Origin of the sequence: uncultured Slackia sp., assembly GCF_959608125.1 — a bacterium.
Taxonomy (GTDB): domain Bacteria; phylum Actinomycetota; class Coriobacteriia; order Coriobacteriales; family Eggerthellaceae; genus Slackia.
Window position 1 is genome coordinate 17325 of the sequence record NZ_CAUHPG010000014.1, and the last position, 20098, is coordinate 37422.

At 61.5% G+C, this 20098-nt stretch carries 19 protein-coding genes; 11 read left to right on the forward strand and 8 right to left on the reverse strand.

The window, feature by feature from the left end; all coding sequences use genetic code 11:
• Positions 1 to 6 precede the first annotated feature (6 nt).
• The 4 genes from sufC to Q6E04_RS05595 form a co-directional block, all read right to left on the reverse strand.
• On the reverse strand, positions 7 to 873 hold the full coding sequence (gene sufC / locus Q6E04_RS05580; protein WP_303249820.1) for a Fe-S cluster assembly ATPase SufC: 867 nt from the start codon (positions 871 to 873) through the stop codon (positions 7 to 9).
• Between the two features lie 137 nt (positions 874 to 1010).
• Positions 1011 to 1451, reverse strand: coding sequence for an Rrf2 family transcriptional regulator (locus Q6E04_RS05585; RefSeq protein ID WP_303249821.1), 441 nt, complete (start codon positions 1449 to 1451; stop codon positions 1011 to 1013).
• A gap of 186 nt (positions 1452 to 1637) precedes the next feature.
• Complete coding sequence (locus Q6E04_RS05590) at positions 1638 to 2636, reverse strand: DUF5692 family protein (RefSeq protein ID WP_303249822.1); 999 nt, start codon at positions 2634 to 2636, stop codon at positions 1638 to 1640.
• Positions 2637 to 2813: 177 nt separating this feature from the next.
• Positions 2814 to 3380: a TetR/AcrR family transcriptional regulator gene (locus Q6E04_RS05595; RefSeq protein WP_303249823.1), complete on the reverse strand. Its 567-nt coding sequence runs from the start codon at positions 3378 to 3380 to the stop codon at positions 2814 to 2816.
• A 324-nt stretch (positions 3381 to 3704) separates the two neighbouring features.
• Here Q6E04_RS05595 and Q6E04_RS05600 point away from each other — a divergent pair, with 324 nt between their 5' ends.
• The 4 genes from Q6E04_RS05600 (at position 3705) to Q6E04_RS05615 (ending at position 7507) form a co-directional block, all read left to right on the forward strand.
• Entirely contained in the window at positions 3705 to 4358 is a 654-nt protein-coding gene (locus tag Q6E04_RS05600; protein ID WP_303249824.1) for a cytochrome c3 family protein, read from the forward strand.
• Positions 4359 to 4420: 62 nt separating this feature from the next.
• A complete protein-coding gene (locus tag Q6E04_RS05605; RefSeq protein WP_303249825.1) occupies positions 4421 to 4915 on the forward strand; it encodes an FMN-binding protein in 495 nt (164 codons plus the stop codon).
• Between the two features lie 9 nt (positions 4916 to 4924).
• Positions 4925 to 6766 carry an FAD-dependent oxidoreductase gene (locus Q6E04_RS05610; RefSeq protein ID WP_303249826.1) on the forward strand — a complete coding sequence of 614 codons (1842 nt, stop codon included), beginning with the start codon at positions 4925 to 4927 and terminating at the stop codon, positions 6764 to 6766.
• Between the two features lie 21 nt (positions 6767 to 6787).
• On the forward strand, positions 6788 to 7507 hold the full coding sequence (locus Q6E04_RS05615) for a hypothetical protein (RefSeq protein WP_303249827.1): 720 nt from the start codon (positions 6788 to 6790) through the stop codon (positions 7505 to 7507).
• 83 nt (positions 7508 to 7590) lie between these two features.
• Here Q6E04_RS05615 and Q6E04_RS05620 read toward each other — a convergent pair whose 3' ends face one another.
• Together Q6E04_RS05620 and Q6E04_RS05625 are read right to left on the reverse strand one after the other, a co-directional pair.
• Positions 7591 to 8517, reverse strand: a complete 927-nt coding sequence (locus tag Q6E04_RS05620; RefSeq protein ID WP_303249828.1) for a MarR family transcriptional regulator — start codon at positions 8515 to 8517, stop codon at positions 7591 to 7593.
• 169 nt (positions 8518 to 8686) lie between these two features.
• The gene (locus Q6E04_RS05625; protein WP_303249829.1) at positions 8687 to 9655 is read right to left on the reverse strand and encodes an L-lactate dehydrogenase; all 969 of its coding nucleotides are present in this window, start codon (positions 9653 to 9655) and stop codon (positions 8687 to 8689) included.
• A gap of 162 nt (positions 9656 to 9817) precedes the next feature.
• On the opposite strand from Q6E04_RS05625, the gene Q6E04_RS05630 reads away from it, so the two are divergent.
• Both Q6E04_RS05630 and Q6E04_RS05635 read left to right on the forward strand, forming a co-directional pair.
• Positions 9818 to 10351: an adenine phosphoribosyltransferase gene (locus tag Q6E04_RS05630; RefSeq protein ID WP_303249830.1), complete on the forward strand. Its 534-nt coding sequence runs from the start codon at positions 9818 to 9820 to the stop codon at positions 10349 to 10351.
• Positions 10352 to 10605: 254 nt separating this feature from the next.
• Positions 10606 to 12090, forward strand: a complete 1485-nt coding sequence (locus Q6E04_RS05635; RefSeq protein WP_303249831.1) for an aldehyde dehydrogenase family protein — start codon at positions 10606 to 10608, stop codon at positions 12088 to 12090.
• 82 nt (positions 12091 to 12172) lie between these two features.
• Here Q6E04_RS05635 and Q6E04_RS05640 read toward each other — a convergent pair whose 3' ends face one another.
• Complete coding sequence (locus tag Q6E04_RS05640) at positions 12173 to 12847, reverse strand: nitroreductase family protein (RefSeq protein ID WP_303249832.1); 675 nt, start codon at positions 12845 to 12847, stop codon at positions 12173 to 12175.
• A gap of 203 nt (positions 12848 to 13050) precedes the next feature.
• Here Q6E04_RS05640 and Q6E04_RS05645 point away from each other — a divergent pair, with 203 nt between their 5' ends.
• Together Q6E04_RS05645 and Q6E04_RS05650 are read left to right on the forward strand one after the other, a co-directional pair.
• Positions 13051 to 13518 (forward strand): DUF523 domain-containing protein, encoded by a 468-nt coding sequence (locus Q6E04_RS05645; RefSeq protein WP_303249833.1) that lies wholly within the window; start codon positions 13051 to 13053, stop codon positions 13516 to 13518.
• A gap of 153 nt (positions 13519 to 13671) precedes the next feature.
• On the forward strand, positions 13672 to 14502 hold the full coding sequence (locus tag Q6E04_RS05650) for a hypothetical protein (RefSeq protein ID WP_303249834.1): 831 nt from the start codon (positions 13672 to 13674) through the stop codon (positions 14500 to 14502).
• Here the strand turns inward: Q6E04_RS05650 and Q6E04_RS05655 are convergent.
• Positions 14477 to 15124 carry a cysteine hydrolase family protein gene (locus Q6E04_RS05655; RefSeq protein WP_303249835.1) on the reverse strand — a complete coding sequence of 216 codons (648 nt, stop codon included), beginning with the start codon at positions 15122 to 15124 and terminating at the stop codon, positions 14477 to 14479. The two genes, Q6E04_RS05650 and Q6E04_RS05655, sit on opposite strands and share 26 nt — an antisense overlap.
• 120 nt (positions 15125 to 15244) lie before the next feature.
• Between Q6E04_RS05655 and Q6E04_RS05660 the strand changes: the two genes are divergently transcribed.
• The 3 genes from Q6E04_RS05660 (at position 15245) to Q6E04_RS05670 (ending at position 20093) form a co-directional block, all read left to right on the forward strand.
• Complete coding sequence (locus Q6E04_RS05660) at positions 15245 to 16600, forward strand: glycosyltransferase (protein ID WP_303249836.1); 1356 nt, start codon at positions 15245 to 15247, stop codon at positions 16598 to 16600.
• A gap of 79 nt (positions 16601 to 16679) precedes the next feature.
• Positions 16680 to 17057: a PaaI family thioesterase gene (locus Q6E04_RS05665; RefSeq protein WP_303249837.1), complete on the forward strand. Its 378-nt coding sequence runs from the start codon at positions 16680 to 16682 to the stop codon at positions 17055 to 17057.
• 174 nt (positions 17058 to 17231) lie between these two features.
• Positions 17232 to 20093, forward strand: a complete 2862-nt coding sequence (locus Q6E04_RS05670) for a proton-conducting transporter membrane subunit (protein ID WP_303249838.1) — start codon at positions 17232 to 17234, stop codon at positions 20091 to 20093.
• The last annotated feature ends 5 nt before the right edge of the window (positions 20094 to 20098 follow it).

Genomic DNA, 20098 nt, shown 5'->3' on the forward strand with positions numbered 1-20098 from the left:
CGCCACCTACCGTTCATCTGCGGCGACGCAGTCGCCTTCGGTCTTGCCGCCGAGAAGGCCCTCGTCGGCGTGGTCGCAATGCAGCTCGTCGCGTGCGTCGGAACAAGGCGCGGCGGCCTCGTCCTCGTGGCGGACGAATCGCTCGAAGCCGGTGCGATCGATCTCTTCCACAAGCGATGCGTCGCCGCTTTCGACCAGGCGGCCGTCGGCGATCACATGCACGCGGTCGATCGGCAGGTTCTCGAGGATCCTGGTGTTATGCGTGATGATGACGAGGGTTCCTTCGCAGGATTCGCGGTAGGCCCTGATGCCGCGCGATACCACGCCGAGCGCGTCGACGTCGAGTCCCGAGTCGGTTTCGTCGAGGATGGCCAGGCGCGGCTTGAGCAGCAGCAGCTGCAGCATCTCGAGCTTTTTCTTCTCGCCGCCCGAAAAACCCACTCCCAGCTCACGCTCGAGATAGGACGGGTCCATTTCCAGGGTTTCGGCCAGTTCGGCGATGTGGCGGCGGAATCGCTTGCCCTTCATCTCGATGCCGTCGCGGCCCGCGGTCTGGGCTCGCAGGAAACTCGAGACGGGAACGCCCGGAATCTCGACGGGGGCCTGGAAGCTCAAGAACACGCCGGCGCGCGAGCGCTTGTCGGGCGAAAGCCCGGTGATATCGTCGCCTGCGAGCAGGATCGATCCGTTGTCGACGCCGTAGGCGGGGTCGCCCATGACGACGTGGCCGAAGGTCGATTTGCCTGCGCCGTTCGGGCCCATGATGACATGGGTCTGGCCGGCGGGGATGTCGAGCGAGATATCGCGGAGGATGGGTTTGCCGTCGGCGGAGGCGCTAAGGCCCTGGACAGAAAGCAGGATGTCAGGGTTCATGGCATGCCTTTCTAATCATAGTTATTTTCTAGGATTAAAATAAGGCATGCGAACAGGGTGTCAAGCTAATTCATACTAAAAAGGTATCAATTAAGGGCAGAGGGCCGAAAGAGGCGTGGGAGAGGGGAATCGGGCCCTTAGGAATCAGAACGCGCCGCGCATGTTTCGAGACGGTGAGGACGGGCCAGGTCGTCGAGGGTCACGCCGTCGACGTAGGACTCGATGGCTTCGTCGAGCCCTTGCCAGAACGAAAGGGTGGTGCACGTTCCCATGCGCGGGCAATCGACCACGTTTCCATCGAGGCAGGCCACGGGCGCGGTGGTCCCTTCCGCGGCGCGCAGGATGTCGCCCGCCGATATATCGGCCGCTTCTCGGGACAGCAGATAGCCGCCGCGCTGGCCGCGCACGCTTTTCAGCAGGCCGCTGCGGGTCAACGACCGCACGAGCTGCTCGAGATATTTGAGCGGCATGTGCTCGCGTTGGGCGATATCCTTCAGGGACGCGGGCGATTCCTGCGCATTGACTGCGACGTCCACCATGAGTCGCATGGCATAGCGCCCTTTCGTCGAAATCATCATGGCGGCTCCTTCACGTCGTTTCGATATACGGTTTCTATAATAGCATTTCCCGTGTTTTCGCTTACATGGGCGATGTCGGCGGCGCGGCGGAAAGTCGACCGCCGACACGCGAAAACCCCGGCCTCATCGAGAGCCGGGGTTTTCAATACGTATCGATGCGGTGTTAGAAAGCGCCTCGGCGGGTCGTTAGGCCGCCAGTTCGCCGTTCTCGTCTTCGCGACGGTTCATCGCCTTGACGAAGTCGCGGGTGCCCGTGAACACCTCGTGGGTGTAGGGGTTCACGCCGAGCTTCCTGGCGCGGTAGACGATGTATCCGAGGGCCGCGACGTTGGCGACCAGGGCGATCACGGAAATGACCAGGTTGATGTCGGGGTTGTTGACCGAGTTCACCGCGAACACGCTATCGTTTGCGAACATCGGGCAGACCTGGCAGAACATGCACCAGATGGCCAGCGTGTAGGCGCGGTTTTGGATCCAGCCGCCCTTGTTCCAGATCGCGTTGGCGACCGTGGGGGCCAGCAGCAGAGCCAGGCCGCAGTACCAGGAGTGCGTGGGCAGGCAATTGTAGGTGTAGCAGAAGTTCCACAGGTCGTAGGCGAGAATGAACACCCACGTCATGTCGGGCCAGAGCATATCCTGCTTCTTCTTGGACACGTAGATGCCCCACCAGCCGGTCATGCAGAAGATGTTGATGATGCCGGCGATGCCGTTGAACACGTTATGCCAACCGCCGTAGAGGGTGACTCCTTCGGTGGAAACCCAGGTGGTGCCGAAAGCGCGCACGGCGCTCTCGAAGTCGCTCACCACGGCGATCAGGATGTTGATGGCGACGATGACGAAGGGGAAGGCTTTGAACCAATGGCTTTTACCGATCTTGCCCCAGCGATACTTCAGGGCCATGAAGCCGATGCAGCCGATGGTCGCCGCATAAAGCTTCGCATAATGGAACCAGCTGTTCATATCGGTATAGGTGGGGTTGTCCAGCGCCCACTGCGCGCCCGATGCGGCGCTGATGCTGATGACGATGAAGTAGACCGTCAGGATGGCGGGAATGACCAGGAAGCAAATGATACCGCCCGCTTTGGTGCGGCGGGCGAACTCGTTCATCAGGATCAGGCCGACGAAGACGATGATCCATCCGACCCACTGGAAGACGGCGGTATCGCCGTATACGTCGAATAGCATGATAACTCCTTGTGTTGTAATGCTCGAATCGGCTGTGCCGTGGTGTCGTCGCCGTCCTTTCCCGGCCGTCGGTGCGCGATTTCGGACGCTCGAACCTGGGCGCTTCGCGATGCCGAAGCGCAGGAGGAGTGTCGATTCGCGGCTTTTCGGTTTCGTTGCGGCGCGTGCCGCTCGGTTCTATGCTCGTAAGCGCCCTCTGTCGAGATGCAGCGACTGGGCGATGATGTCTTTGACGATCGCATCGGATGCGTCAGGGTGCGTTCTCAGATATCCAACGACGCCGATGATCAGCACATAGAACGATTCATAGACATGCTCGATGCGAACCTCGTGCAGGCGCTCGTAATCCTGCACCGTGGTGGTGACGATGTAGCGCGCCGCCTGGTCGGCCACGCGGTTGATGAAATCGATGTAAAGCGCGGCGTTTTCACGCGACGCCAGCGCGCGACGAAAGGAGCCGCGGTCGAACAGCGCCCGGCGCAGCACGGGAACGAGCGTATCGAGCGCGCCGTCGACGTCGCCTTCCACGCGATCGTCGTTCCACGTCTTGAGCATGCCGAGGAAATCCTCGATATACGAGTCGAGCACAGCCGAAGTAACGGCGTCTTTGTCGGTGAAGTAATGGTAGAAAAGGCTGCGCGTGACGCCGACCCTGTCGGCGATGTCTTGCACGGACGTCTTGGCGAGGCCCTTTTCCTCGTAAAGCTCGCGCGTGCAGGCGATGATCTGCTCTCGGCGCCCCATGGCTCCTCCTTCGGCGCGGATGCGGCGCGTTTTCGTGAAACGCGTGCCGATCCGGCAGCCTTCGCATATGCGGCGAGAAGCGTTGGACGCACGTTCCCCTTTGCGCGTCGACCTCGTCGCATTCCCCTTGATTTCTGCAGCATACGCTCCCTTTTGACGCCGCGTCAATGTACAGTTTTGACAATCCGTCAATCCGTAAAAAACCAGGACAAAGGCTATTTTCACTTCGATATCTCCGTGATATAGTGCGCCCCATAAAGTTCATTGATGTAATGAATTAAAAACTTCAATGAAGTAAAAGAAAGAAGGAGAGAGGGGGAATCGATGAGCGGGGAAGAACGGGGGGTCTATCCCGAAACATCGCAGGCGCGCGAAGGCGGACCGGAGGCGACGCCGCAGCATGAGGGGACGTCGGCCGACGCGGCGCATCATGATCCGCGCGCCAAGACCAAGAAGAAGTGGCCGATCGTCGTCGGCTGCGTCGTTGCGATCCTCGTGCTCGCAGGCGCGGGCTTTTTCGTCTGGCATCAGCAGCCGAGCTTCTGCAATGCGATCTGCCACGTTCCGATGGACAACTACGTGGAGGGCTACTACAGCAACGAGGCCTTGTGCGCCAATGAACATTATCGCGCCGACGCTTCGTGCCTCGATTGCCACGAGCCAAAGATCGACGAGCAGATCGCCGAGGGGGCGGCATGGGTCCGCGGCGATTTCGAGGTCGACGAAAACGGCGATATCGCCACGGTGGGCGTGACGGCGGACGAGAAGATGTGCGCCCGAAGCGGCTGCCATGACATGCAGGACGTGGTCGCGGCCACGGCCGATTGGGGCGGAGAAGCAGGCGTCAATCCGCATGAATCGCACCAGGGCGCTCCGATCGATTGCAGCAACTGCCATGGCGTGCATAAGGCGTCGAACATGTACTGCAACGCATGCCACGACTATCTGACGCCCGAGGGATGGACGAATCCCGCCTAGGGGCGCGTCATCGTTGGATACAACGCGGAAGCGGTTTCGGCCGTTTCCCGAGGGGAGGTTCTATGAAGGGGAAGACGCAGGCGGCGGCAGGCGCTGCGGCCGTGCTCATGCTCGGTCTGACGGGCTGCGGAGCGTCGTTCGAGGGGTCTGGGTCGAAGGATGCGGCGAGCGCCGAGCAGCTTGCCATGCGCACGGACGATCCGTGGGCCGCGGTCCAGCAGTCCGAAGCGCGCCCGCATGCCGCGGGGACGTATGCCGACGGAGTCTATACCGGCACAGGAACGGCTATGGAGGGCCTGGTCACAGTCACGCTGCTTGTCGACGACAATCATATTTCGTGTCTCGAGGTGACCCAGGAGGGCGAAAGCCAGAGCCGCGGAGGCTATGAGGCCGTGCGCGACGGCACGTTCGCCGCCATGATCGAGACGGCGCAAGGCTCCGATATCGATGCGATCAGCGGAGCGACGATCACGACGGCAGGCGTGAAGATGGCCGTCGACGACGCGTTAGCGCAGGCCGAGATGGCGGCCGGCGCCAATGCGACGGCAGGCGAATAGGGGGTCCTGATGAACGAATACAAAAACGAAGGCATCTCGCGCCGCGATTTCCTCGCGCGCGCGGCCGTCGCGGGAGCGGGAGCCGTCGCTGCCGGGGCGTTCGCAACGCAGCCTGCCCAGGCGGTCGAGGCCGGATTCATCGGCGACTGGTCGGCTGACGGATCGCGTGCGGTCGAGGTCCCGGAAAGCGCAAAGACGAACGCGACCGCTTCCGACGGAACGTATCGCGAACATAACGCCGCAGCGTTTCCCGCCGACGACGCGACGCCCATTCCGCCTCGCGCGGTTCCCGAGGTCTGGGATTACGAGTGCGACATCTGCGTGGTCGGAGCAGGAGGCGGCGGCTTGAACGCTGCGGCCCGCGCGGCCGAGCTGGGCGCATCCGTCATTTGCGTCGAAGCGGCCGGCCTGCATGGCGGCAACGCCCAGGAAGCGGGCATGTGCGGCATTCTTGGCGGCTCGAAAATGCAGGAGTCGAAGCGATTCGCATTTCCGTCTTACCCGTTCGACGCCAAGGCTTTGACCGATTGGGCCATGGACGAATACCACTATGCGGCCGATCCGAAGCTGATATACAAAATCGCCGAGCAGGGCGGACCGAGCCTCGACTGGATGGCCGAATGCGGCGTGCAGTGGCGCTTGGGCGAGGTTCCCGTGTACGTTGCTCCCAAAAACGCCACGCTCGACCACCATGTCCTCAAGATGAAGGACGCTACCGATGCCATGTTCAACTACGGACAACGCAAGGGCGTCGACTACCGCTTCCAGTGCCCGGCCGCGGCGCTCGTGCAAGATGGCGACGGACGCATCGTGGGCGTCGTGTGCGAAGAGGACTACCAGCGCGAAGTGTTCATCCACGCCTCGGCGGCCGTTATTCTGACCGCGGGCGGCTTCTGCAACAACAAGGCGCTGCTCGACCGGTACATCCCCACAGCGGCGATGGGTTGCGCGTCGAGCTATCTCACCTTGGGCGAAACGGGCGAATGCTTCCGCATGGGCCTCGGCGTCGGGGCCGACGTTTCGGGCTTCAACAGTTCGGCGAGCTTCGACGGCGGCGTCGATTGGGAGGCCGAAGGCGGCCAATGGGCGCGCTTCCTCTACGACGGCATGACGCAGCTCTCGCGCCAGCCGTGGCTGACGATCGACCGATGCGGCAACCGTCTGCGCTATATGGACAGTCGCGTCGGCGAGGACGGCGCGAACGCGATCTATGCGCTGGGCGATCTGGCGACGATTCAGATGACGCCTCCCGGGCATCGCTCCTACATCATTTTCGACGCGAACTACGAAGACCACCTGGCCGGTTTCGCGCAGGAGCACTGCCGCAAGCTCATCACGCCCGACCTCGAGCAGATTGAAAAGGTCCCGCCGCATTACCGCGATTGGCACCACGGCGTGCAGGACGCGATCGACGCCGACGTGCTCAAGCGCCGCGACACGCTCGAAGAACTCGAGGCGGATTTGGGATTCGCCCCCGGCGTCTTAGTCGATGCGGTGGCGAAATGGAACGAGGCGTGCGAGCGCGGCGAGGACGATTACCTGTATCCCATGCCGAAGGAGTGGCTCCATGCGATAACCGAGCCGCCGTTTTACGGATGCCGCATCGGAGGCAACCTGTACGGTACCAAGGCGGGCTTGGCGATCAACGAGGACATGCAGGTCATGGCCTTCGACGGCAAGCCCGTCGAAGGCCTGTATGCAGGCTGGCATACCGCAGGCGGTGCCTGCGGCGAGAACAGCTACGTGGGCGACCCTATCCTCGGATCGCTGATGGGCGACGTGGGCCTGGCGTTCTGCGGAGGATATCTGTGCGGCACGTCGGCCGTCGAGCATGAATTGGACCGCGCCTAAGGCGCCGCTGGGGAGGTTGAGATGGCTAAATTGATGAAAGACATGGCGCGCCCGTATGCGGGGCTGTTCGCCATCGCGCTCGTGATAGCGATTCTGGCCAGGATAGGCCTGTGGATCATGGACATGACCGGCACGATCGCCTATGACTATATCTCGGCATCGGGGGTGGCTATCCTGGACGTGGTCTGCTCCATCCTTACCGGCTCGGCGTTCGTGGCGTTCATCTTCGCGGGCTCTCTTGCCTTGACGCTGTCGACGGCAGGCGTGGCGCTGTACGGCTACCTGACGCGCCGCGACGCGGCTCCCGCTCATCCAGGCACCGCCTTTCTGTGGGGCTGGATCACGGCGTTCGTTGCGGTCGTATGCCTTCTGATCGTGACAAGCGGCATCTTGAGCGGCGTGCAGGTCGCCTCGATGAGCTCGAAGCTGCCTGGAGCGCTTGTCCTGTTCGCGGCCGTCGTGGTGTTTTCGGCGTTCATCGGCACGCTGCTCGCCGCGGCGTCGCTGGTCGTGCATGCCTGCCTTGTACGCGCCGAATCGCCATGCGCGCTGGCGAAGAACCTGGTTATCGCCACGGTATTGTGCGGCGTCGTGACGATGCTGCTGACGGTCGGCACGTTCGCGTCGGTCAATACGACTTCGATCGACGGCATGTGCACGGGCGGTTGGCTCGTCGCCGACGTCGCCGCGAATACGGTCATGGCGGCCATCGCCTGGCGCTTGGCGAAAAATGCCCGATAAATCGCGCAATAGTGAAAGATGGAAGAGAGGATGGTTCTGTGCGGGCCGCCCTCTCTTTTTTTCGGCGTCGGACGACGTTGCGCCTAGCCGATCGGCCGTAGATTCTCGGCTACCGCGAGGTCTTTGCGCCGTTCGCGTTCGCGCAGCCCCTCGATGACCGTATCGGTCACGGCGCGGATCGCGTCGCGCTGCGGTCGCTTCAAATGCTTCCAAAGCAGTTTCCGTCCCAGGTCGTCGACCGTGCGGGCGATGACGCGCTGCTGTTTGGCGCCTGCTTCGGTGACTTCGACGAAGACCGCCTTGCGGTCATGGGCGGCTCCCATGCGACGCACCCACGACCGTGCGGCGAGTCTGTCTGCGGCCCGGGCGACGTTGACGGGCGAAAGCTGCAGCTGCGCGGCGATGTCTCCGATACGCATAGGCCGTCCTGTTTCGGCGAGCCGCTGCATCACGCGGCATTCGTTGTACGAGGCGCCGCAGGCGTCACGCAGGCCCGCTTCGATGGCCGAACGGAAACGTTCGAGCGAAGCGAGCGCTCGCGACGCCGGATAGCAGGCGGTCTCGCGCTCCGAAATAGGCGGGTCGATGAACGAACCCGCCGTGATGGACGTTTCCAAAATCGCACGCCATGCGGCGTCTTCGGTGGGGAAGAGTGCATAGAGCTGCGCGACGATCGATTCGTTGGCGACGCCTACATGGGCGATGCCTGCTTCGGTCGCCTCGACCATGCGCGCTCGTCCGTCGCCGGTTCCCACTTCACGTTTGGCGAATCTGGCTTCCTCCAGGGCGTTGACGGCCTGGGTGACCACGTTGGGGCGCAGCCCGAGCATGCCGGAAAGCTCGGATTGGGCGATGGGCGCGCCCGCCGCAGCCAGTTTGACGAGCATGCGGTACTGGGTGATGTTCAGCTCGCTTGCCGCTTTCAGGCCCCGCTTGAGGGCGTCGTGGGTCATTTCGAACGCGACGAAATAGGCTGAATCGAGGGAGAGGTTTTCTTTGCGAGGGCTCATGCGGGCTTTCTACGGTACGAGATATTTCAATGATGTAACGATATGGTAGCGTCAGCGAACCTTCGGGTCGTGCCGGCAGCGTTCCCGCCGCAAACTCTCCATGCGGCGCGCCCTCCGAAAACGCACGAGGGCCCGCATTCTTCGTTCGAAGCTGCGGGCCCTCGTCGTACTAGGCGTTCGTGTTGGGCAGGTCGAGCTCGTCGATCACGGCGCGCAAGGCCGCGGCCGATTCCTCGAGCTTGCGCTGCTCCTCGGCGCTCAGGCTGATGGGGACCTTCTGCTCGATTCCGCCGCGGCCGATGATCGCAGGCATGCTCAGCACCACGTCGTCGAGGCCGTAGTCGCCCTGCATCAGGTTCGAGACGGGAAGGACCGACTTCTCGTCTCGAACGATCGCCTCGCACAGGCGCCTGACCGTCATGGCGATGCCGTAATACGTAGCGTTCTTCTTCTCGATGATTTCGTAGGCGCTGTTCTTCACGCCTTCGGCGATGCGGCGCATGGATGCCTCATGGTCGTAGAATCCGCGCAGCTCGCAGAAGGAGTTGATCGGCACGCCGCCTACGTTGGCGGTGCTCCAGACGGCGATTTCGCTGTCGCCGTGCTCGCCGACGATGCGTGCGTGGACGGTGCGCGGGTCCACGCCGAGGTGTTGGCCGAGCGCGTACTTGAAGCGCGCGGTGTCGAGGACCGTGCCGGAGCCGAGCACGCGGCCGAGCGGCAGGCCCGAGAGCTTGATGGTTGCGTAGGTGAGCACGTCGACGGGGTTGGACACCACCAAGACGATGCCCTGGTAGTCGCGCGCCGCTATTTCGGGGATGATGGTCTTGAAGATGGCGACGTTTTTCTTCACCAGGTCGAGGCGCGTTTCGCCCGGCTTCTGGTTGGCGCCGGCCGTAATCACCGTGACTGCGGCGTCGGCAGCGTCGTCGTAATCGCCCGCGTAGATGTTCATGGGGCGGGCGAAGGGCAGGCCGTGGCTGATGTCGAGGGCTTCGCCCTCGGCGCGGTCGCGGTCGACGTCGATCAGGACCATCTCGGTGAACAGCCCGCTTTGCATCAGCGCGAATGCCGAAGACGATCCGACGAATCCGCATCCGACGATGGCTACCTTCCTATCGTTCACCGATTTTGCCATGCTTCCTCCTGAAATAGACATGTGTTTTGTGCAGTGCGGTATCGGCGGGACTTTATACGAGCATGCGCGCGCCGTCAAGAAGAGGCGCCGGGGGAGTAGTACAATGCATCAGGCACGAAAGCTCTACCGGGCCTCGAAAAGAGGCACGCAGAAAGGAATATCATGGCCGCATACGATTTCGAGCGTCTGATCGTCGACATTCCCGACTACCCCGAACCGGGCGTCGTGTTCAAAGACATCACGCCGCTGTTCGCCGATCCGGAAGGATTCGGCGCGGTTGTCGATTCTATCGCCGAGCATTTCGCCGATGCAGGCGTCACCAAGGTCATCGGCGCCGAAGCGCGCGGCTTCATGGTAGGCGCCCCGGTCGCGCATCGTCTCGGCGCGGGCTTCGTTCCTGCCCGCAAGCCCGGCAAGCTTCCTCGCGAAACGGCGAGCGAAAGCTACGCGCTCGAATACGGCACCGACTCCCTCGAAATCCACCTCGACGCCATTTCCTCCGACGACGTGGTGCTGATCGTCGACGACCTGGTCGCTACGGGCGGCACCGCCGTGGCGCAGGCCCGTATGGTCGAGCGTTTCGGCGCGCGCCTGGCGGGCATGGGCTTTTTAATGGAGCTTACGTTTCTCGAGCCTCGCAAAGCCATCGCCGAAGCCACCGACGTCGAAGTATTCTCGCTGGTCAAGGTGAATTAGGCCGCTTCATGCAATGTTTCGGGCCCGTTCGTCCGGGCCCGCTTTCCCGAAGCCTCTGCCGATTGCGGAGGCTTTACTTATTAAGAAATGAAATGGCGTGGGAGGAGCCGTACGAATCGGGCGGGATAGGGAGGCCTCGCTTCGGTATCTGTTATTCGTTCTGTAACATATCGATCATATATCCTACAAAAACAATAGGTATTATGACGCGCAAATACCGAGAGGAAACGCCCTCGTCAGAAAGGAGCGATACCATGAAGTATCCCGTTTCCGATTCTTACAAGCTTTTCATCGGCGGTCGCTGGGTCGAGGCGTCCGACGGCGCCGTGCTCGATACCTACTGCCCCGCTAACGGAGAGAGGATCGCAAGCATCGCCGATGCGACGCGCGAAGACGTCGACGCGGCAGTCGACGCCGCCCATGAGGCCTTCGTCTCATGGGGTCGCACGGACAAGACGGAACGTGCGCGCATCCTGACCGCCGTCGCCGACATCATCGAGGAAAACGCCGAGCATCTGGCACTCGTCGAATCGATCGACAACGGCAAGCCGATCCGTGAAACCCGCGCGATCGACGTGGCTTATTCCGCAGAGCACTTCCGCTATTTCGCGGGCGTCCTGCTCGCCGAGACCGGCGAGGCCGATATGGTGACGCCGCAAATGATGTCGATCGTGCTGCATGAGCCGATCGGCGTGGTGGGCCAGATCGTGCCGTGGAACTTCCCGTTGCTCATGGCCGCATGGAAGCTCGCGCCCGTGCTCGCCGCCGGCGACTGCACCGTTCTCAAGCCGTCGTCGTCCACGTCGCTTTCGGCGCTCGAGCTGGCGCGCCTGACCCAAGACGTCATCCCTGCCGGCGTCTTCAACGTGGTCACGGGCCGCGGGTCGAAGTCGGGCCAGTATCTGCTTGAGAACAAGAGGCTTGCGAAGCTCGCGTTCACGGGTTCTACCGAGGTAGGCCGCGAGGTCGCCCGAGCCGCCGCCGACCGCCTGATTCCCGCAACGCTCGAGCTTGGAGGCAAATCCGCCAACATCGTGTTCCCCGACGCCAAGCGCGACATGGCGATCGACGGCATCCAACTGGGCATTCTGTTCAACCAGGGACAGGTTTGCTGTGCCGGTAGCCGCATCTTCGTCCACGAAAACATCTACGACGAGTTCGTCGCCGAGACGGTCGAGGCTTTCAAAAAGGTTAAAGTCGGATTGCCGTGGGACGAGCAGACCCAGATGGGAAGCCAGATCGATCGGCGACAGGCCGATAAGATCCTCGAGTATGTGGAAATCGCCAAGCGGGAAGGCGGTCGCGTGCTGGTCGGCGGCGAGCGCGCGACGGAAGGCGAGCTTTCCAAGGGCGCGTTCCTCAAACCGACCCTGCTCGAAATCCCGAGCAATTCCTGCCGCGTCGCCCAAGAAGAGATTTTCGGTCCGGTTGCCGTGGTGATGAAGTTCAAAGACGAGCAGGAGGTCATCGATTTGGCCAACGATTCCGTCTACGGACTCGGCGGAGCGGTATGGACGCGCGACATCAACCGCGCCTTCCGCGTGGCCCGCGGCATCCAGACCGGCCGCATGTGGGTGAACACCTACAACCAGATTCCTGCAGGCGCCCCGTTCGGCGGCTATAAGGAGTCCGGTATCGGCCGCGAGACCCACAAAGTGATGCTCGAGCACTATTGCCAGACGAAAAATATCCTGGTGAACCTTTCCGAGGAGCCTTCGGGATTCTATCCCGCCCAGTAGCGCATTCGCGCTGAAACGACATCCGCCATCCGCATTGACGCAGGATTCGGAGCCCGCCTCTCTTTTCGAGGGGCGGGCCTTGCTATTTCCAGTCCCAATCGGGGCGCACGCTGCGCGCGCCCAGTTCGAAATGGCGCTTCACAATGCCCAGGTCGATGTTCGCGCACGGAGCGGCGAGCGCGACGGCCTGCACGGCTTCGTTTTCGAGCGTGATGAGGAATCGCTGCTGGTTGAGGGCCGTCGGGGCGAGCTGGGCCGCCTTCATGCCGGCCGCGAACCAATCAGGAAGAGGGTCTCGATCGCTGCGACAAAGTTTCCCGACAGGTTTCGTCTTACGGGGAAATCCCTGGTCGAGTCCATATCCGAGCGCGAGCACGCAGGGGCAGGCTTCGCCGTCGGCTATTGTCGCGGAAAGAGCCTTTTTGCGATAGGTCAGCGCGACCCAGCAGGTGTTGAGCCCCGCCATCTGCGCCCCGAGGGCCACGAGCTCTCCGTAGTATCCGACCTTCTCTTCGAGAAGCGGGCCCTTTTCACCGACGAGCGCCACGTAGTCGCTCACGCCTTCGAACATGCCATACGTGGCCAAGCGTGACGCGAACGGGGCAGGGTCGTTCAGGCAAAGCTGGAAACGAAGCCCGCCTTCGGCGTTGCAATGCGCGATGATGCGCTCGAGACGCTCGACGGCTGCAGGGTCGATCGGCGCATTCGAGTATTTGCGCACGGAGCGGCGGTGCTCTATCGCTTGCATGATATCCATCGGCGTGGGACCTCTTCTGTCGGCGTTCGGTCGTACGGCTTTTGCAATGACAGGATTGTAGGGGTTCGCGGCCGTTTCGTCATGAGGTGCATCGCCCGCGCTTCTCCTCGGCGCCGTTCCCGCTGCGCTATCATGGCACGAGGCCGTCGCGGGGATGAGGGTCGCGTCGGTTTCCAATCGGCTTCGAAAGCGAGGGACGAACGATGAACGTTCTGGTGAGCGCGTGCCTTCTGGGCGAACCATGCCGCTACGACGGAAAGGCGAAAACGGCGGTCGGACTGGCGGAGGCGCTGGTCGCACACGGGTGCAAGCCCGTTCTCGTCTGCCCGGAGCGAGACGGCGGGTTGCCATGCCCTCGACCGGCGAGCGAGATAGCGGCCGACGGCGTTCACGTGTTCGACGCAACGGGGAAAGACGTGACGGACGCGTTCGCGCGCGGGGCCTTCATGGCGGTAGAGACCGCCCGGTCCGAGGAATGCCGCCTGGCGGTGCTGAAGGCGAAAAGTCCTTCGTGCGGCGTAGGATCGATCTATGACGGCACGTTTTCGGGACGGCTGGCCGAAGGGGACGGTATCGCCGTGCGCGCGCTGCGCTCGGCGGGCGTCGCGGTGGTCGACGAGGCGCGCTTCGTCGAGAATCCCCGGGCCGCGCTGCGTATCCCGAACGAGTAGGGGTCGCCTGGCGTATTTTTGCCGACGAGAACGCCTCTGCGACGCTTGATTTACGAACAAATATTCGCTATTATGAACGAAACAAACGTTCGTAACGGTTGGTTCAGCCTAACTTCGCGCGAAGGACAGCCGCTTCCTAGAAAGGGGGCTGTCATGACCGCGTCGTATACCTATTCAGAGCATCGTCCGCCGTCGTTTCCCGCACGCGAAGAGGTTCTTTCGCGCGATCGAGAGCCATGGGACATGCGCTCGAGCGGCCATGCCGTCGACCAGGCGGACGCTTTCGGCGTCATGCTGGCCGTACGACAAGGATGCGCCGAGCGTCGCATCCCGTTTTTCTGCGACGATGCTCAGGCGGCGTTGCGACACCTCGGCCTATCTCGCGGCGGCATGCTGACAAACGCCGCCGCGCTGCTGTTCCGACCCACGCACGAGCCGCTCGTCCTATGTCGCGTCTATGATTCAACCTGTTGCGACGTCCTAATCGAAGGAGTCGATTACGCAGGGGTCTTTTCTTCCGCTCTCGATGAAGCCTCGATCTTCCTCAGGCGCTATGCGCTGCGCGCGTTCGGTATAGATATGGCGCCGGAAGAAGGACGGGCATCGTGTTTTGCCCGCGCCCTCGACGAGGCGCTCCTCAACGCTTTCGTGCATCGCGACTACGATGGAACAGGCCCCGTAGAAGCGGTGGTGTCGCCTGGATTCGTCGAGATATCGTCACCTGGAGCCTTTCTTTCCGGCGAATGCGTCGTTTCCAGGTGCGGAGAAGGAGCACTGGAATCGCTTTCTTCCTACTACGATGCCGACGACGGCATCGTCGCGCGCAATGCGTTGCTGCTGCAGGCGCTCTATCGATTCGGGGCGGTCGACACAGAAAAGACGGGCATGGCTCGCATCGTTTCCGCATGTGCATCGTGCGGACTGCGCGTAGCATGGTCTAACAGATGCGGCCGCGCCGTCATCTCATTCGAGCGCTCCGACTGATGCTTTCGCGCACCCGGCGTGCGGTATCGTCCATATTCGCAAGCAGATGCTTCGTGAATTCGCTACTCGAGAGCACGAAAGCGCCGATGAAGGCCATGTCGGCTATGTTGGCCGCCTGGACTTCTTCCGTACGCGACGAGGTGGCGTCTTCTACGACGGCCACGTTGTATCCGTACGAAAGGGCATCGTAGCAGGTGCTGCGAATGCAATTCGGCGTCGTGGTCCCTATCAGCACGACGGTGCTGATGTCCTTGTCGCGAAGAATCTCGTGCAGATTCGTTTCGAAGAAAGCGGAAAAGCTCGGCTTCACGACGGTCAGGTCGCCCTCGCTCGGCGCAAGTTCCGAAGGCTCGCGCGTGTCGATCGCAGGGTCGCAGCCCTCGGAGAGGGGCTGACCGTCGAGCCATGCGTCGTAGCGGCATGGCTCGACATCGGAGCCGTCGGCGGCGTAACGCCGTACGGCGTGGACGATCGTCATGCCGCCACGACGCGCGGCGTCGAGTACGCACGCGCAACCGTCGACGGTTGCGCGCGCCCCGGCTATATGGAGAGGGGAGCGCTCGTGTATGAAGCCGTTTTGCATGTCTATCATCACAACGGCGGCTTTTTCGGGGTCGATCATGTGCATCCTCCTCACGTCAACGGCTCGGTTTCACCGATACCGCTCTTTTCGTGAGCATATGATAAATAAGCTATGCTTCTTTCGAAGCCGCGTTCGTATGATCAGACGGCGAGAAACAGCATGAAGACGACAGGGGGGCATCCGGTGGCCGAATCCGACTCCATCCGCGAGGACCACGACGTTGCGGAGGAAAGCTCTATCGTCCGCTCAACCTCCGGCGAAGCGCCGGAGGTTGGAGGCGACGCGAAATGCGATCCGTTCGTTGTGTTCGTGATGCATGCATCGGTCGGCTCGGGCCATCGCAGCGCCGCCTTGGCCGTGGCCGAGGCGTTCGAGGCTCTGAAAGCGTCCGATAACGAGCGCGTTCCTTCTGATGCAGAGATAGAGGTCATCGACATTCTCGATTACGGCCGCGTTCCTATCGACGGAGACAAGACCGCCTCCATGTTCACCGGTCCTACGAGGCCGATTTACGACATCACGTGGCGCTATACCCTCACTGGCAGGCTTCTGTGGGGCGGCGGCACCGCGTGGTCGCACGTCATGTTCGGAAAGCTCACCGAATACGTCGAGCAGCGCAAGCCCTCCGTGGTCGTCTGCACGCACATCACCGCGGCCAATGCCATCGTCGGTGCACGCATGCTCACGGGGCAGCGTTTTCCCATTGTCTGCGTACCGACCGATTACGAAATCGAAGGACTGTGGCCTCATAAAGAAGCCGACCTGTTCTGCGTTGCCACGGAGGCCATGGCAGAAACGCTGCGTCCCCGCAGGGTTCCCGAACGCAAGATGGAAATGACCGGCATCCCCGTGCGTGGCGGCCTAGGCGAGAAATACGATGTTGCCGCGGTACGCGACGAGCTCGGCCTGCCGCGCGACAAGACGATTGTCCTTGTTATGGCGGGCGCCCATCTCCCGCAGCCCTACGTGCGTTTCCGCGCGACCATGGATGAGACCCTTCCGTATCTCAAGGGGTTGTCGGGCATGCATTTCGTATTCCTTCCTGGCAGGGATGAGGAGTACGCCGTGCATCTCGAGCGGCAAAGGGAAGCCATGTCTATAGACAATATGAGCATCATGGGTTATGTCGATAAAATGCCCGCTCTTATGGCCGCGAGCGATCTTGCCATTTGCAAATCAGGAGGACTCACAGTAACGGAGTGTCTCTGCGCAAGGCTTCCTATGGTGCTTTTGGGCCGGTCGTACGGCCAAGAAAAGGCGAATACGAGCATGCTCACATCGCTTGGCGTAGGAATGCATGTTACGACGGCGCGTGAACTGCTCGGCGCCTTGCGCCATTTGCATGCCAACCCCTCGAGCCTGCAGGCCATGCTTGTCAATGGGGAGATATTGCGGCGCCCCGATGCTGCTATCGATATTGCCGAAGCATCCTTGCGCCTGATCGGAGGCATAGACGAACCTAAGAAGCACTTTATAGAGCTATATTGGGGCGGCAAACCGGCTCATACGCGTTAGCGTATTTGCCCATCGACAGCATCGCCGCACTGCGTTAGCGTAGCCACGGAACGACGATTGCCTGAAGGAAGGAAGATCCATGATGTTTTTCGAACGAATCGGCGGACGCTTTGTCGAGAAGGAGAAAGGCCGCGTGGTGATGGTCACCCCCGTTGTCGAAGAGATGCTGCAGCCCCAAGGAATCCTTCATGGCGGTATGAGCGCCTATTTGGCCGAAAGCGTTGCGAGCGAGGCGGCCAATCTCGCACTCGAAGGTGCGGCCGACTACATCGTCGGCCTCGATTTGACGAGCACGCATCTTCTTCCCGTTGCTTTGGGCGACACCATTCGCAGCGTTGCGACGTCCGTTCGCCAGGGCGGTCGCATTCAGGTATGGAAAATCGAACAGTACCGCGAAAGCGACGGCGAGCTTTTCAACGTCTCTCAGCTCACGACGTATGCCAAGCGCGCGAAATAGGCGCATTCGACGGCCGGCGGCATGGGACGTCCCCATTCACCGATAAGCATCGACCCCAAACGTGATCGAATCGGTGGCACTTCGAATACATTTGCTCCACTTTGATAGAGTACGAAGCGGCGAGGTTCTCTCGCCGCTTTTCGTTGTATCGACCGTGCGAAGGAGGAGGAACCGATGGAGTTGATCGTTTCCCTCGTGGGCGTGCCCTGTCTCGCAGCGCTGCTGATGTTGGTGGTGCGCTGTGACAAGGCTCGAAACGTATTGGCCGTGGCGTTTGCCGCGGTGATCGGCTTGCTGTCAGTCGTGTTCGCGGTTCGCTATCTCGGTGAGAGCCCTGCGTATTTCGCGCTTCCCGAGTCGTCTGCCGGCGTTTTGGGAATCGTCAATTTCTTGATCGAGATGGCCGTCGGTGTCTTCATTCTCGCCTACGCGATCCGTTACAAACGCATGCTGGCGCTCGGATTGGCTCTGGTGCAGCTTGTGATGGCGATTTGGCTGGAAGTGTCTGTCCTGGCCGGCCATGAGTTCTCCACCCAGATGCGCGTCGACGAGCTCACCGTTATCATGGCGCTCATCATCGGTATCGTCGGCTCAGGCATCTGCGTATATGCCCTGGGATACATGAAAGACTTCCAGGAACATCATCCCGAGCAGAAGGACCGCCGTCCTTGGTTTTTCGCCCTCATGTTCGCGTTTCTTGCCGCCATGTTCAACATCGTATTCAGCGACAACATGGCCTGGATCTATACCGCATGGGAAGTCACCACGCTGTGTTCGTTCCTGCTCATCGGCTTCACCAAGACCGACGAGGCGATTAATAATGCATTCCGTCAGATCGTGATGAACATGCTCGGCGGCATCGCATTCCAAATTGCCATCGCATTCGCCGCCATCAACGGTTTGCCCCTGGTGTTCAGCGAGTTCCTGATGGCGGGCGCCATGTCGGCCGGCACGGCCGCGGCCGCCTTGTTCGCCGTTCCGGTCGTGCTGCTCGCCTTCGCCGGCATGACCAAGGCCGCCCAGATGCCGTTCCATACCTGGTTGCTCGGGGCCATGGTCGCCCCCACGCCCACGAGCGCGCTGCTTCATTCCTCCACCATGGTGAAGGCGGGCGTCTTTTTGCTGATCAAGCTTTCTCCGCTGTTCCTGGTCTTTCCTATCGCGTCGGGTATGGTCGTCCTTGTAGGCGGTCTGACCTTCCTGTTCTGCTCGTTCCTGGCGATTTCGCAGAGCAACGCCAAGCGCGTTCTCGCATATTCCACGATCGCCAACCTCGGCTTGATCACCGCTTGCGCAGGCGTCGGTACGCCTGAGGCCATCTGGGCCGCCATCTTCCTGGTCATCTTCCATGCCGTGGCGAAAAGCCTGCTGTTCCTGTGCGTCGGCACCGCCGAGCACCATATCGGCAGCCGCAACATCGAGGACATGGACGAGCTGTTCGAACGCATGCCCCGCCTTGCGCGCTTCATGATGCTCGGCATCATGACCATGTTCATCGCGCCGTTCGGCATGCTGGTTTCCAAGTGGGCAACGCTTGTGTCGTTCGCTACCACCGGCCAGGTCGTCTTGCTGGTCCTGTTGGCGTTCGGCAGCGCGGCCACCTTCATGTTCTGGGGCAAGTGGCTCGGCAAGCTCGCCGGCATCGCCGCCCATCGCGAAAACGAAGAGCTTTCGGTCAACAAGACCGAATGGGGAGCTATTTTGCTGATGGCTGTCCTGGTCGTGGCCTGCTGCGTCGGCATGCCGTTCATTTCCTCCGCATTCGTCGAGCCTTATCTGACCGGCGTCTACGGTATGGCGCCGCTTGCCATCGGCTTTGATAATATGGCGATTATGGCCATCATCGTCGCCTTTATCGTCGTGGTGCTTTTCGGCACGCTCGGAAAGGCGAAGAAAAAGATTGTGCCCGTCTATATGGCAGGCATCACCGTCGACTCTTCGAAACGCGTCTTCAAGGGCGCTCTCGGCGGCGAGCGCGAAGCCACCTCTCGCAATTGGTATCTCGAAGGCATCTTCGGCGAGAGGCGCCTCGACAAGCCCGCAACCGTGATTACGGCCGCCGTGCTCGTCGTATGCATCGTCGCGAGCATTTTCGTAGGCGGCGCGGTCGGCTCCGTTTCGTTGCCCTTGTACCTGCAGACCGCCTTGCTGAATGAAAGCGTGTTCTCTACGCTGATCGGCATCGTTGCCTTCCTCGTCATCGGCCCTGTTCTCGGATGCCTGCTGGCAGGTATCGACCGCATCGTCAGCGCCCGCATGCAGGGCCGTGTCGGTCCTCCGCTGCTGCAGCCGTACTATGACGTGCGTAAGCTCATCGCCAAAGACGACGTAAGCGTCAACACGGTCGAAGGAACCTACATCACCATGGCGCTCATCTTCACGTTGATCGCCGGCGGCGTGTTCTTCGGCGGCGGCAATTTCTTGATGTGCGTCTTTCTGGTGACGCTGTCGGCCCTGTTCTTCATCCTGGCTGCGTATTCGTCGCGTTCGCCCTATGCGGAAATCGGCGCCGACCGCGAAATCCTGCAGGTCATGTCTTACGAGCCCATGATTTTGTTCGTAGCGGTGGGCATGCTGCTCACTATGGGCACCTTCGATGTGGCAGGCGTGTTCTACGGCGGGGCTCCGATGATCGTCGCCGCCTGGCCGATTTTCATCGGACTGCTTTTCGTGCTGACCATCAAGCTGCGTAAGTCGCCGTTCGACCTGTCCTATTCGCACCATGCCCACCAGGAGCTCGTCAAAGGCGTGACCACGGAGATGTCCGGTCGTACGCTCGCCAAAGTGGAAGTGATGCACTGGTGCGAGAACGTGCTGTTCATGGCCTGGGTGGCGATGTTCTTCGTCTGGTCCAACCCGGCGTCCATTGCGCTCGCCATCGTCGTGGCGGCAGCCGTCTACTTCCTCGAAATCTGGATCGACAACAATTTCGCGCGCGTGAAGTGGCAGGCCTGTCTGAAATGGGCTTGGATCGTCTCGCTCGTCGCGGGCCTCGTCAACATCCTCGGTCTCGTGCTGTACATCATTTTCGCGTAGGAGCC